The organism is Bradyrhizobium sp. SZCCHNR1093, from assembly GCF_032381175.1.
Lineage (GTDB): Bacteria > Pseudomonadota > Alphaproteobacteria > Rhizobiales > Xanthobacteraceae > Bradyrhizobium.
The window spans coordinates 342,369-355,067 of the sequence record NZ_JAUHJJ010000004.1; the positions used below are offsets into that span (position 1 = coordinate 342,369).

The 12,699-nt window shown below is 64.3% G+C and carries 12 protein-coding genes and 1 tRNA gene; 6 read left to right on the forward strand and 7 right to left on the reverse strand.

Annotated features, from left to right (window positions below; translation table 11 throughout):
• Window positions 1–305 precede the first annotated feature (305 nt).
• Window positions 306–779, reverse strand: coding sequence for a type II toxin-antitoxin system RatA family toxin (locus QX070_RS16235; RefSeq protein ID WP_315738024.1), 474 nt, complete (start codon window positions 777–779; stop codon window positions 306–308).
• A gap of 10 nt (window positions 780–789) precedes the next feature.
• Complete coding sequence (gene lipA, locus QX070_RS16240; RefSeq protein WP_315738025.1) at window positions 790–1,749, reverse strand: lipoyl synthase; 960 nt, start codon at window positions 1,747–1,749, stop codon at window positions 790–792.
• Between the two features lie 135 nt (window positions 1,750–1,884).
• Between lipA and QX070_RS16245 the strand changes: the two genes are divergently transcribed.
• The gene (locus QX070_RS16245) at window positions 1,885–2,508 is read left to right on the forward strand and encodes a DNA-3-methyladenine glycosylase (RefSeq protein ID WP_315738026.1); all 624 of its coding nucleotides are present in this window, start codon (window positions 1,885–1,887) and stop codon (window positions 2,506–2,508) included.
• A 108-nt stretch (window positions 2,509–2,616) separates the two neighbouring features.
• On the opposite strand, the gene QX070_RS16250 is transcribed toward QX070_RS16245, so the two are convergent.
• The 5 genes from QX070_RS16250 to QX070_RS16270 form a co-directional block, all read right to left on the reverse strand.
• On the reverse strand, window positions 2,617–5,481 hold the full coding sequence (locus QX070_RS16250) for a valine--tRNA ligase (protein ID WP_315738027.1): 2,865 nt from the start codon (window positions 5,479–5,481) through the stop codon (window positions 2,617–2,619).
• A gap of 309 nt (window positions 5,482–5,790) precedes the next feature.
• On the reverse strand, window positions 5,791–6,549 hold the full coding sequence (locus QX070_RS16255) for a DUF2497 domain-containing protein (protein WP_315738028.1): 759 nt from the start codon (window positions 6,547–6,549) through the stop codon (window positions 5,791–5,793).
• Between the two features lie 379 nt (window positions 6,550–6,928).
• On the reverse strand, window positions 6,929–8,314 hold the full coding sequence (locus QX070_RS16260) for a TolC family outer membrane protein (RefSeq protein ID WP_315738029.1): 1,386 nt from the start codon (window positions 8,312–8,314) through the stop codon (window positions 6,929–6,931).
• 282 nt (window positions 8,315–8,596) lie between these two features.
• A complete protein-coding gene (locus QX070_RS16265; RefSeq protein WP_315738030.1) occupies window positions 8,597–9,262 on the reverse strand; it encodes a protein-L-isoaspartate O-methyltransferase in 666 nt (221 codons plus the stop codon).
• A 132-nt stretch (window positions 9,263–9,394) separates the two neighbouring features.
• Window positions 9,395–9,580, reverse strand: a complete 186-nt coding sequence (locus QX070_RS16270; RefSeq protein WP_315738031.1) for a hypothetical protein — start codon at window positions 9,578–9,580, stop codon at window positions 9,395–9,397.
• A 257-nt stretch (window positions 9,581–9,837) separates the two neighbouring features.
• Between QX070_RS16270 and QX070_RS16275 the strand changes: the two genes are divergently transcribed.
• From QX070_RS16275 to QX070_RS16295, 5 genes are all read left to right on the forward strand, one after another.
• Window positions 9,838–9,912, forward strand: a tRNA-Asn gene (locus tag QX070_RS16275).
• A complete protein-coding gene (locus QX070_RS16280; RefSeq protein WP_315738032.1) occupies window positions 9,879–10,601 on the forward strand; it encodes an NUDIX domain-containing protein in 723 nt (240 codons plus the stop codon). Before QX070_RS16275 ends, QX070_RS16280 begins: the two co-directional genes overlap by 34 nt.
• Window positions 10,602–10,616: 15 nt before the next feature.
• A complete protein-coding gene (locus tag QX070_RS16285; protein WP_315738033.1) occupies window positions 10,617–11,462 on the forward strand; it encodes an EamA family transporter in 846 nt (281 codons plus the stop codon).
• A 221-nt stretch (window positions 11,463–11,683) separates the two neighbouring features.
• A complete protein-coding gene (locus QX070_RS16290; protein ID WP_315738034.1) occupies window positions 11,684–12,148 on the forward strand; it encodes a response regulator in 465 nt (154 codons plus the stop codon).
• Window positions 12,126–12,530 (forward strand): response regulator, encoded by a 405-nt coding sequence (locus QX070_RS16295; protein WP_315738035.1) that lies wholly within the window; start codon window positions 12,126–12,128, stop codon window positions 12,528–12,530. The genes QX070_RS16290 and QX070_RS16295 overlap by 23 nt, the downstream gene beginning before the upstream one ends.
• Window positions 12,531–12,699 lie beyond the last annotated feature (169 nt).

Consider the following 12,699-nt stretch of genomic DNA (forward strand, 5'->3'; position numbering starts at 1 on the left):
CGACGATGTCGCGGAGCAGCTGTTTGAAGACGTGGATAGGAAGGAAAGCGCTCGGGCTTCGCACTCGGAACGCGCGGGGTGAGATGACGAGGAGCGTCCTCACGCTGTCGTCCCGGGCAAGCCAGAGCGTCGCGGAGGCGCCGACCCGGGACCCATACTCCGCGGCGGCTATGGTGAGACGAGACTGGAACTTCGCGGGTGCAGCCACACCGCATCCTGTGGCCATGGATCCCCGCCTTCGCGGGGATGACAGCTGAGGTTGGGGCGCCGGCCGTGGTCTACCATCGGCAGGGATTGGCAAGGACTTACGTCGACGACACCGCCGGCTTGCGGCCGTAGATCGCATCCGCGCGCTTTTCGAACGCCGCCGACATGCGCGCGAAGATGGTGTCGAACATCGAGCCCATCAGCATCGCCAGCATGCGGCTCTTGAACTCGTAGGCGATGAAGAACGTCACCTCGCAGGCGCCCTGCTCGCGCGGCTCAAAGCTCCAGCGGTTCTCCAGGCTGGAGAACGGCCCGCTGACATATTCGACCAGGATGTTGCGCTTGGCCCGATCCAGCGTAACCCGGCTGGTGAAGGTCTCCTTCACCAGCTTGAACGACACCGTCATGTCGGCGACGACGACCTCGGTGCCATCGGGCTTCTGGCTACGCTGGCGCACCACCAGCTTCTCGCACAGCGGCACGAATTCGGGATAGCGCTCGACATCGGCGACGAGGTCGAACATCTGCTCGGCCGTATGCGCGACGCGGCGCTTGTTGGAAAATCTCGGCATCTGGTCTCGATCAGCGCGCGATCGCTTCGCGCGCGGCCTTCAGCTTGGCGAAGTCCTCGCCGGCATGGTGCGAGGAGCGCGTGAGCGGGCTCGCCGACACCATCAGGAAGCCCTTGGTATAGGCGACGGTCTCGTAGCCGGAGAATTCCTCCGGCGTGACGAAGCGCATCACGGCGTGGTGCTTCCTGGTCGGCTGCAGATACTGGCCGATGGTGAGGAAATCGACCTCCGCCGAGCGCAGGTCGTCCATCACCTGCAGCACCTCGTGGCGCTCCTCGCCCAGGCCGACCATGATGCCGGACTTGGTGAAGATGGTCGGATCGATCTCCTTGACCCGCTGCAGCAGCCGGATCGAGTGAAAGTAGCGCGCGCCGGGACGGACCGAGAGGTAGCGCGACGGCACGGTCTCGAGATTGTGGTTGAAGACGTCGGGCTTGGCCGCGACGACCTGCTCCAGCGCGCCGTCCTTGCGCAGGAAGTCCGGGGTCAGCACCTCGATCGTGGTGGTCGGACATTTCGCGCGGATGGCACGGATGGTCGCGGCGATATGGCCGGCTCCGCCGTCGGCGAGATCGTCGCGGTCGACGGAGGTGACGACGACGTGGGCCAGGCCGAGCTTGAAGGTCGCTTCCGCGACATGCTCGGGCTCACCGGCGTCGAGCGCGGCGGGAAGGCCGGTCTTGACGTTGCAGAAGGCGCAAGCCCGCGTGCAGGTGTCGCCCATGATCATGAAGGTGGCGTGCTTCTTGTCCCAGCACTCGCCGATGTTCGGGCAGCCGGCCTCCTCGCAGACGGTGACGAGGCCGTTCTCGCGCACGATGTTGCGGGTGTCGGCATAGCCGCGGGTGGTCGGCGCCTTGACCCGGATCCAGGCAGGCTTGGCCGGCGAGATCGAGTCCGGCCGGTTCGCTTTTTCGGGGTGGCGCGGGCGCAGCGGCGTGTTCGAGAGCGTGTCGACGATGGTGACCATGGGATTCGCACAAACCTCTGTTGCGCCCTAGCTATTCCGTGCCGCGGCGCGCCGCAACCGGCTGGCCGACGATACCAGGGCATGGCAGATATGGGCAGCGCGGAACAGCGCTCATCACGGCGGATTTCCTCAAGAATGGCGCAAAAACCGGCAAAAGCCCCCGGGGTTTCACGGCCCCGGCGGCATGGCGCGGCCAAACGGCTGACGCGGGCGTTCTTCGCCCGCGAGGTGCTCGCGGTGGCGCCGGAGCTGATCGGGGCGACCTTTCTGGTCGACGGCGTCGGCGGAACCATCGTCGAGGTCGAGGCCTATCATCACACCGACCCGGCGGCGCATTCGTTCCGCGGCCCGACGCCGCGCAACCAGGTGATGTTTGGTCCGCCCGGCTTCGCCTATGTCTACCGCTCCTACGGCATTCACTGGTGCGTGAACTTCGTCTGCGAGGTGGAGGGCTCGGCGAGCGCGGTCCTGATCCGGGCGATCGAGCCGACGTTCGGGATCGACGAGATGCGGCAGCGGCGCGGGCTGGAGGATGTCAGGACACTGTGCTCGGGGCCGGGCAAGCTGACCGAGGCGATGGGGATCACGATCGCCCATAATGGCCTGGCGCTGGATGCTCTACCGATCGAGCTGTTCGCACGAGCGGGTGATGTCGACGTCGTCACCGGCGTGCGCATCGGCATCACCAAGGCCGTCGAGCTGCCCTGGCGGTTCGGACTGAAGGGCTCGCGGTTTTTGAGCAAGCCGTTCGCGCGCTAAGCCCATGGCAGTCATTCCGGGATGGCCCAAGGGACCAGACCCGGAATCTCGAGATTCCGGGTTCGATGCTTCGCATCGCCCCGGAATGACGAGGGAGAGAGGACGACGTCACGCGCCCTGAAGCCGCGACAACGCGTCTTGAAGCTTGGCCTTGCGGGCCAGTGCCGCCTCGCGCTTCTCCTTCTCCTCCTCGACGAGTTCCTCGGGCGCGTTAGCGACGAACTTCTCGTTGCCGAGCTTCTTGTCGACGCGCTCGATGTCGGCCTCGGCCTTGGCGATCTCCTTGCCCAGGCGGGTGCGCTCGGCGGCGAGATCGACGACGCCCTTGAGCGGCAGCGCGGCGACCTCGCCGCGCACGACGAGCTGGGCGGAGCCTTCGGGCGCCGTATCGGCGAAGGAGATGTCGGAGAGACGCGCAAGGCGCTTGATGACCTCGCTCCATCGCGGCGCGCGCTCCCTCGTCTCGGCGGAGGCAGCGACGAGCGCGAGCGGCATCAGAGTCGCCGGCGGGATGTTCATCTCGGCGCGGACCGAGCGGATGGACGTGACGAGATCGACCACCCAGCCGATCTCGGCCTCGGCCGCCTCGTCCTTGAAGCTGGCGGCGTCGAACGAGACCAGCAGCGGCGGCACCAGGGGATCGCCGAAGCTGGCGGCCGACAGCGCGGCGATCTCGGCGACCGTCGGCCTGTCGGTGCGGTGCGGCCAGGGCGACAGGGTCAGCAGACTGTCGCGCTTGGCGGTCGACTCCCACAGCGCCTCGGTGATGAAGGGCATGAAGGGATGCTGGAGCTTGAGGATCTCGTCGCGCGCCCAGGCGACCATGGCACGGGTCTCGGCTTTGGCCGGGCCGTCCTCGCCGAGCAACGTCGGCTTGGAGAGCTCGACATACCAGTCGCAATAGACATCCCAGACGAAGCGGTAGATCGCATTGGCCGCGTCGTTGAAGCGATACGCCTCCAGCGCCTCGGTGACCTCGCGCGTCGCGGCGGCGGCCTCGTGGGCGATCCAGCGGTTCAGCGTCTCCTTCGCAGCGGCCGGATCGAAGCCGTCCGGCACGGTGCAGCCGTTCATCTCGGCGAAGCGGCTCGCGTTCCAGAGCTTGTTGGCGAACTTGCGGTAGCCGTCGACGCGCTGGGTCGACAGCTTGATGTCGCGGCCCTGCGCCGCCATCGCGGCCAGCGTGAAGCGCAGCGCATCGGCGCCGTGCTCGTCGATCAGCGCGAGCGGATCGATGACGTTGCCTTTCGACTTCGACATCTTGGCGCCCTTCTCGTCGCGGACGAGCGCATGGATGTAGACGGTCGAGAACGGCACCTCCTTCATGAAGTGGATGCCCATCATCATCATGCGGGCGACCCAGAAGAAGATGATGTCGAAGCCGGTGACCAGCACGTTGGTCGGGTAGTAGCGCTTCACCTCCGGCGTGGCGTCGGGCCAGCCGAGCGTCGAGAACGGCCACAGCGCCGAGGAGAACCAGGTGTCGAGCACGTCCTCGTCACGTGTGATGAAGCCGTCGCGCTTGTTGCGGTCGAGCGCCATCTCCCGCCCCTGCTCGGCCGTGATGACCTCCTGCTCGACGTAGTAGCCGAGTGCGTTGGACACCGCCTCTTCCTCGGTCTCGGCGACGAACACCTTGCCGTCGGGCCCGTACCAGGCCGGGATCTGGTGGCCCCACCACAGCTGGCGCGAAATGCACCAGGGCTGGATGTTCTCCATCCAGTCGAAATAGGTCTTCTCCCAGTTGCGCGGCACGAACGTCGTCGCGCCCGACCTGACGGCTGCGATCGCCGGCTGCGCCAGGGTCTTGGCGTCGACGTACCACTGGTCCGTGAGGTACGGCTCGATGACGACACCGGAGCGGTCGCCATGCGGCACCATGTGCGTGTTCGGCTCGACGCGCTCGAGGAAGCCGAAGGATTCCAGCCGCTCCAGGATCTTCTTGCGCGCAGCAAAGCGCTCGATGCCGTGGAACTCCCTGGCAAACTCCTCGGAGCCCTCGGGCAGGCCGCGCAGATAGTCCTCGTTGTCGACCAGCGCGATGCAGCCTTCGCGATCGAGAATGCTGATCTGCGGCAGGCCGTGGCGGCGGCCGACCTCGAAATCGTTGAAGTCGTGCGCCGGCGTGATCTTGACTGCGCCGGTGCCCTTCTCAGGATCGGAATAGGTATCGGCGACGATCGGGATCTCACGACCGACCAGCGGCAGGATCACGCGCTTGCCGACGAGATGCTGATAGCGTTCGTCGTCCGGATGCACCGCGACCGCGCTGTCGCCGAGCATGGTCTCGGGACGCGTGGTGGCGACCACGATGAAGCTCGTGGGATCCTCGGGGCTGAACGTCGTGCCCTCGATCGGATAGCGCAGGTACCAGAGATTGCCCTTGACCTCGATCTGCTGCACCTCGAGGTCGGAGATCGCGGTCAGGAGCTTCGGGTCCCAGTTGACCAGCCGTTTGTCCTTGTAGATCAGGCCGGCGCGGTGCAGCTCGACGAACACCTTCACGACGGCCTTGGACAGGCCCTCGTCCATGGTGAAGCGCTCGCGGCCCCAGTCGCAGGAGGCGCCGAGGCGCTTGAGCTGGTTGATGATGGTGCCGCCGCTCTCGTCCTTCCACTGCCAGACGCGCGCGAGAAACTTCTCGCGGCCCATCTCGCGGCGGCCGGGCTGCTGGCGCTCCATCAGCTGACGCTCGACCACCATCTGGGTCGCGATGCCCGCATGGTCGGTGCCCGGCTGCCACAGCACGTCGCGGCCGCGCATGCGCTCGAAACGGCACAGGATGTCCTGCAGCGTGTTGTTGAGCGCGTGCCCCATGTGCAGCGAGCCGGTCACGTTCGGCGGCGGGATCACGATGGTGAAGGGATCCGCATTGCGCCGATCGGGGCGACCGGCGGAGAACGCGCGGGCATCCTCCCAGACCAGGGACATGCGACCTTCGAGATCGGTGGGCTGATAATTCTTATCGATCATGGCATTTCCAGCGGCGCGGGGCCGGCTGTCCAATTCGGGATGTCGCGGAACTCGTCCGGGCCTTTTGTGACACGACCTGAAAAAGCTCGCGCAAGCTGTTGGTGCTTGGGCTGTTTTCGGACTGATGCCCGACCGCGGACCGCGCTCCCGGAAGAGCCCTCTCGATCCGTCCGGCAGGGATCAGCTTGACAGGGCTAGAAAGCCGCCGCGGCGCGCCAAGTCAACAGCAGCGGCGAACATTGACGGATAGCGTCTACCGCCCGCCGCGGCTCACTCCAGAACGGAACGGGAGATCGTGCCGTCTTGGCGTCAGCGGCCGCGCGAGACGCGCTCGATCTCCGCCTTGACGATGCGCTCGACCAGGGCCGGAAGATTGTCATCCAGCCACGATTTCAGCATCGGACGCAGCATCTCCTTGACGAGGTCCTCAAGCGTCCGGGCGTTGTTGCTCAGCACCGTATTGGCCAGCGCGTTGAACGCCGATTCGACGGCGTTCACCGTCGATGGGGCCAGGATCGGCTGCTTCGGCGTGACTTGCTCGAACGGGGACTCGAAGCTGGCAGCCTTCTGATTGAGCCGCCCGGCCTCGATGAACTCGATATCGTCCCGCGGATCCACCTTTCGGAAGGATGCCGCGGCGGGGGCTGGCGCTGGAGCGGGAGTCGGTGGGGCCACTGCCATGTCGTCCGTCAACTCGAGTACTTCAGGTTCGGGATCGGGCTCGGGTGCTACCGGCCGAACCTCTGCGACTGGAGTCGTTTCATCCAAACCCGCCAGCAATGCGTCAATGTCGTCCTGGTTGTTGTTCGCGGCGGCCGCAGGCGCTGGCGGCGGTGCGGGAGGTGGAGGTGCGGGCTTGGCGGGAGCCGCAGCGGCGATCTTCGAAGGTGGGATGTCGTTCATCGCCGACTTCGCTGCCGGGGCCGCCGGCTTCTCGGCCTTGACCGGCTCCGGCGCGGCGGCCTTGTCTGCCGCCGGCGGCTTACCCTCGTCGTCGGCAATGATACGCCGGATCGACGCCAGAATCTCCTCCATGGAGGGTTCTTGGACCTTCGCAGGCTGCGTCATTTCCGACTCCAAATCAGCAACGCTGCCGTACGAACCGGCTCAGCGCAAAAGTCCCGGGCGCCGGCCCCAAGTGGCTTGGACTTCTCAACGGACATGCCAACTTGTCTCCGGACAAGGCCTGATCGATGCAAAACAACAGAACGATACTGCCCATGTCGGAGTCTATTCTTGGAAGAACTTCCGACGCAGTCCGAATCGTTCGGCGGCCATTTTGAGGCTATGTCATGGCAACAAATGAATGCAAGCAACGCCGGCCGCGAACCCGGTGGAGCACGGAGGTCGCCTGTCAAGCGTCGCCCATTCGTCACAACCACAGCATGTGCCACAAAAAAATCCCCCGGCCAAGGACCGAGGGATCAGGGTCGATATTAAGAATGTACTAATGACCATCCGGCGTCCGTACACCCGCCCAGTTATCCCGGACCTGCTGGTAGTGCACGCTGGGATCGTAGGTGGTGGTCGGCAGGTTCAGCACCTGCGGTGACAGCCGCCCCACGGTCTGAAGCACCGTATAGGATGCCACCACGCGGTCATGCTGGGCGTTCACCAGCGAATTCCGCGCGTTGACCAGCGCCTGCTGAGCGTTGAGCACGTCGAGGGTGGTGCGCTGCCCGGCCTTGGCCTCTTCGCGGACACCATTGAGGGCGATCTCGGAGGCTGAGACCTGGGCCTGTGCCGACTGCACCTGTGCCTTGCCCGCGAGCAGCTTGCCCCAGGCAGATACCACGTCGGAGCGAGCCTGATCGCGGGTCTGCTCCAGGACCAGACGCTGCTGCGCCAGCGACTCCTTGGACTGACGAATCAGCGAATATTCCGCCCCTCCGTTGTAGATTGGGACGTTCAGCGAGGCGACAGCCGACGCGCTGAACCCACGATAGGATTGCAGGCTCGACTCATAGCCCTGCTGAGCCTGAGCCTGGACGTTTACGGTCGGCAGCAGCGCACCTTCCTTGATCTTCGTGTCAAGATACTGGACGTCGATGCCGTACATCGCCGAGGTCACGCTCGGGTTTTCCGTCAGGGCCGTTTCGACCGACTGCTGGAGGGTCGGCGGCAAGTAACGGTCGACAGGAGAGCCCGGCGCCAAGTTCTGGGGATCGTTGCCGATGATTCGGCGGAAGTTCGAGCGGGTCGCCGTTAGTTGGGCCTCTGCTGTGAGCTGCTGCGTGCGGCCGGCGGCGAGCTGAGCCTCGGATTGTGCGACGTCGGTGCGGGTGACCTCGCCGACGTTGAACCGATCGCGAGTCTGCTTGAGCGTCTGCTCCAGCACCCGCGTGTTGCTGCGCTGGACCTCGACGATCGCCGCATCGCGCAGATAGTCCATATAGATCGTGGCCGCCGCTAGCAGCACCTGCTGCTCAAGAATGCGGAGAGCCTCGCGTTGCGCCGAGACGTTCGCCTCGGCCTTGCGCACGCCGTTTGCCGTCTGCTGACCGTTGTAGAGAGTTTGGTTGACCGTCAGGCCGACGCTTCGCGGCCTCTGCACGCCGTGCGCGGCCGGCGTCGCGGGTGCCGCTTGCAAATCCGTATACTGAATGCCCGCCGTCGCATTCAGACTGACCTTCGGCCGATACCCCGAGAGTGCCTGCGGAACGCCTTCGTCGACCGCACGAGCCTGAGCCCGCGACGCGTTCAGTTGCGGGTTGTTCTGATAGGCGCGCACCAGCGCAGCCTCGATCGTGTCGGCCAGCGCAGGCGTCGGGCCCGCACAAGCCATCACGAGGACCGCAGCCGCCGCTGCAGTGACGAGCTTCACCCCAAACATCCCTGTTCCATTCATTTGTTACCGGCTCGAACGCCAGAGCCGGGCCGTAACCTGTTGAAGAGACTCCCGCGCACCTCGCACCTTATTCCCCATGCATGCGCAACGGAACTACCCAAGCCTGGAACCTGTGCCGAAAACTGTCAACGTGCAGCATCCGGGCCACACTTCTGATTTAAAACAGAATTTCGCCCGCTAGAGGGCGCGAAAACGACGCAGCAAACCCTGCTCGCCACGGGATGGCCCGCCAGTTCAGAGAAGCCGCGAAGAACTTCGTTGGGCGATTTAAAACACGAATTCCGGGAGCTGTTCGAGACCGGGAATGACCGGTGCCGCGGCATCGAACAGGACCCTGCTGCCGATATCACCATGCGATCGCGTAAAGATCATGGCGCGGGCGGGACGTACGGTGGCGAAGACACCGACAAGGCGGCCGCCCTCCTTCAATTGACGGCAAAGACCGTCGACAGGGACCTCGGTGGCCCCATTGAGGAGAATCACGTCGAAGCGGCCGTCCGCCGGATCACCCTGCGCGGCCGGCGCGACCCGAATCGTGACCGGGCAGCCATCGACGGCGGCAAGCAGCTGCTTGGCGCGCCCTTCGACCGCAGAATCGACCTCGGTCGCCGTCACGCTGCCCGCGAGTCGGGCGGTCAGCGCGGCGAGATAGCCCGTCGCACATCCAACCACCAGCACGTTGTCGGTTGGCTTGATCTCGGCAGCCTGCAGCAGCTTTCCGGTCAGCATCGGCTTGATCAGATACCGCTTGGCAGAAGCGGATTCGGAGACGTCGAGATCCAAGTCGAGATAGGCCAGCGCCTGCCGATCTGCGGGAACGTAGGCTTCCCGCGGCACGGTCAACAACGCATCCAGCACGCGGTGATCGGTGACGTCGCTGGTCCGAACCTGACCATCGACCATTTTCTGGCGCGCCGTCGCGAATGAAGACATGAGCAGACCTGCAAGCAAAGTGGATGGACCGCGGACGATCTGCGCAATCTTTTGGTACAAGGTCCCCGAAAAGGCAACATGCGGGTTTGAACGGATCCGCTGGGAAGCCGCGTCTGCGAGGGCGGTCGCCAGCTACTCGATCACCACGGCGAGTCGTCCGAGCAACTGCACGATCTCGTCAATGTGTTCGGAATCACCGCGCGTCACCATGTCGGCCAGCCGCGTGAGGCATTCGTCGTCGCTGAGACGCTCGACCTGGTCGGGAATCAAGGAGGGCGCGGAGGCGGCTTCGGCGAATTGGATCACGGTGTTTGGCATCTGCGACACTCCATGAGCGCGGGCACTGGCCGGTTCCAGCAAACTATCGGGGCCGGTTTGCTCCCCTCCAAGTGAATTTCCTGTCATCGAACTGTGGGCGACCGCTGCCCAGCAAGCGTTCAAAATGAATCTAACCATCTGAAATTTCGGTATTTTATTCCTGAACCCGCAATCGTCGCAAAGATGCGATTTCGTTCTATGCAAGGCGAAACGGCTTTGTTATACGCAGCCGCATTCGCGAACATTGTTTCGCCTGTTCCTCGGTAGCTCAGCGGTAGAGCATTCGACTGTTAATCGAATGGTCGCTGGTTCGAATCCAGCCCGGGGAGCCATTCTGGCCAAGCCGAATGGCTCTTTATCCTCACATTCCCTCTTTCTTGTGACGCTGGGCACCCGCCGATTCGCGGCGAACGCGCGCCTCCTGACCGTCATCTGGCTGGGCGGCGTGGCTGTCCGCCTTGACGGCGCATGGGGCGTCGGGCAAGCGGGACGGATCTCTTGCAAGTGGCGACCAGCGATGCCGATTTCCGATCATCTGAGAGCCGTCCGCAGCAAGATCGGCCATGATCTGTTGGCGACCACGGCAGTTTCCATCTCCGTGTTCGACGACCAAGGACGCATTCTACTCGGACGCGACGCGGAGACGGGCCTCTGGACGTTGCCTGGCGGCGCCATCGATCCGAATGAGCACCCAGCCGACGCGGCCACCCGCGAATGCTTCGAGGAGACCGGACTGGTGGTCCGGCCAAAACGTCTGCTCGGGGTGTTCGGCGGCCCGGAGTTCCTCATCCGCTATCCCAACGGTGATCTGACCTACTATACGGTCATCGCGTTCGAGGCCGTCATCGAAGGCGGCGCGCTTGCGCCCGACGGCGAGGAGATGGCGAGCCTGCGATTTGTCGATCGCGCGGAATGGGAACAGCTCGCGGTGTCGCCATCGAGCCGAATCATCTCGCGGCAGGCGCTCCAGCACGACCCCGTCCCCTACTTCGCTGCCGCGAGCTGGCGGCCCGAGAGCTGATCCGGACACAAGACGTTGGATCCTGTCGCCGCAAGCCTCATGCTGATGGCCGGTCTGCTTCACGCGACTTGGCATGCCATCGTCAAGACCGGCAGCAGCCTCTCTCTCCTGGCTGGCATGGGGCTGGTGAGCAGCATCCTGATCCTGCCCTTCATGTTTCTCGTTCCCGTTCCGGCCCCCTCGACTTGGCCGCTCATCGTCGCTTCGCTCGTCTTGCACGCAGGCTACAAGGCGAGCCTCGCAACGGCCTACCGCTCGGCCGAGCTTGGACGCTCCTACCCGATCGCGCGCGGCGCCGTTCCGCTGTTCGCAACGCTGTTTGCCTCGCTGGGTCTACAGCAACCGCCACGGAGCGGGCAGTTGATCGGGATTGCCGTCATCGTCCTCGGCATCACCGGCCTGGCGCGCGACCGCATCCACGGTCCCGTCGATCGCCGTGCGTTCTGGGCTGCGATCTGCGCCGCCGCACTGGTCGCTGGCTATTCGGTCATCGATGCGGCAGGCACCCGGCAGACCGAAGGCTGGGCTTCGTTCACGGTCTGGATGATCGTGCTCGACAGTGTCGCGTTCTTCCTCGTCGCGATGATGCTGCGAGGGCCTGCGCTGGTGTGGGAGATCCGCGACGCCTGGATTCCGGTGCTGATCGCAGGAACCCTGGGGCTGGCGTCATTCGTGGTATTCCTTTGGGCCTTGAGCCGCAATCCGATCGCCAATGTGGTGGCCTTCCGCGAATGCAGCGTCTTGTTTGCGACGCTGATCGGCGTGCTGTTCTTGAAGGAGCATGCGACGCCGCGGCGGCTCTGCTGCGCCGCACTGATCGCAGCCGGGCTGGTCGCCATCGCCTTGCTCAAGCCGGGCTGAGCTTCTCCAAACTGCCGAAGCGATTGGTCCGGAAAGCATGGTTCCATCTTCGTCGCTTAGTGCACAACATGCGCCGGCCCGCGGCCGGGAAGTTCCGTAAAACTCCTCGTTGCAGAATCGTAACAACTAATTCAGTGTTAACCACTTTGTCATTTTCGAGCTTCAACCCATTGTCCTTGTAGCGTGAGAGTCCTTCAGTCCCGCTGATACTGAGGTGGCCCATGCCTACTGTCCTCATTATTGACGATGACTATCCTACGCGCGCTGCGCTGGAAGCATCATTGAAGAAGAAGCGGTTCTGCGTGTTTCTCGCGCCGGACGGTCCGACCGGCATTCGATTGATCGGCAGCGTGTCCTTCGATGCCGTCGTGATCGACATGTTCATGCCGGGTATGGATGGGATCGCAACCATTCGTGAGCTCATCAAGATCGATCCCACGGTGCCGTTCATCGCGATCTCCGGCTACGCATTCACCGACAAGAAACAGGGCGCTCCGGATTTCCTCGGTATGGCAATCAAGCTCGGAGCGACGGCTGCGTTGCAGAAGCCGTTCGACATCCGCGATCTGCTCGAAGCGGTCGATCGTGCGATCGAGGTGCGTCAACGACTTCTGACCGAGGCGCGGCACGTGGCTCCTCGCTCACATCTGTCAGGAAGGCCTCATGATGAACATCCTGGTCGTTGATGACGAAGTCGGCGTTTGCTGTGTCATCCAGCACCTTCTGGTTCGCGAGGGCTACGCGGTCACTGCCGTCACCGACGGTCGGCTGGCGATGGATGCGGTGACCCGCGGTGACTTCGCCGCGGCTCTGATCGATCTCAACTTGGCCGACATGGACGGCAACGACGTGATCCGGGCTGCACGCGCGGCTCGGCCCACGATGCCCATCGTGATGATGTCGGGCATGGTGCTGGAATCAGGACGTGGGACGGCTGATTTGCTCGGCCCCTCGGCCAAAGTGGTCGGCCTTCATCGTTTGGCGAAGCCGTTCAAGCCGAAAGACCTGTCGCAGCTGATGCGTGACATTCTGGCGCAGGACACCGAACCTCTCGCCGTCGCGGTCTGACCGCCAGCGATTCGGTCGCACGCGTCGAGCCGAACGTTTGGAGCGGATCGCCTCTTCGACCTTTGCCGGAGAAGCAGCCTGCGACTCGCGGCGGCCATGTCGATCTCTTGCTCACGGTCGGCTGCAGGCCGGCTCGTCGTCGCTGTACGGCATCACCTGCCGCACAGGG

What these genes read in the sequence shown, in the direction of transcription:
- QX070_RS16235 (WP_315738024.1), bottom strand. Translation starts at nt 779, where the DNA reads ATGCCGAGATTTTCCAACAAGCGCCGCGTCGCGCATACGGCCGAGCAG.
- lipA (WP_315738025.1), bottom strand. Translation starts at nt 1,749, where the DNA reads ATGGTCACCATCGTCGACACGCTCTCGAACACGCCGCTGCGCCCGCGC.
- QX070_RS16245 (WP_315738026.1), top strand. Translation starts at nt 1,885, where the DNA reads ATGGCGCAAAAACCGGCAAAAGCCCCCGGGGTTTCACGGCCCCGGCGG.
- QX070_RS16250 (WP_315738027.1), bottom strand. Translation starts at nt 5,481, where the DNA reads ATGATCGATAAGAATTATCAGCCCACCGATCTCGAAGGTCGCATGTCC.
- QX070_RS16255 (WP_315738028.1), bottom strand. Translation starts at nt 6,549, where the DNA reads ATGACGCAGCCTGCGAAGGTCCAAGAACCCTCCATGGAGGAGATTCTG.
- QX070_RS16260 (WP_315738029.1), bottom strand. Translation starts at nt 8,314, where the DNA reads ATGTTTGGGGTGAAGCTCGTCACTGCAGCGGCGGCTGCGGTCCTCGTG.
- QX070_RS16265 (WP_315738030.1), bottom strand. Translation starts at nt 9,262, where the DNA reads ATGTCTTCATTCGCGACGGCGCGCCAGAAAATGGTCGATGGTCAGGTT.
- QX070_RS16270 (WP_315738031.1), bottom strand. Translation starts at nt 9,580, where the DNA reads ATGCCAAACACCGTGATCCAATTCGCCGAAGCCGCCTCCGCGCCCTCC.
- QX070_RS16280 (WP_315738032.1), top strand. Translation starts at nt 9,879, where the DNA reads ATGGTCGCTGGTTCGAATCCAGCCCGGGGAGCCATTCTGGCCAAGCCG.
- QX070_RS16290 (WP_315738034.1), top strand. Translation starts at nt 11,684, where the DNA reads ATGCCTACTGTCCTCATTATTGACGATGACTATCCTACGCGCGCTGCG.
- QX070_RS16295 (WP_315738035.1), top strand. Translation starts at nt 12,126, where the DNA reads ATGATGAACATCCTGGTCGTTGATGACGAAGTCGGCGTTTGCTGTGTC.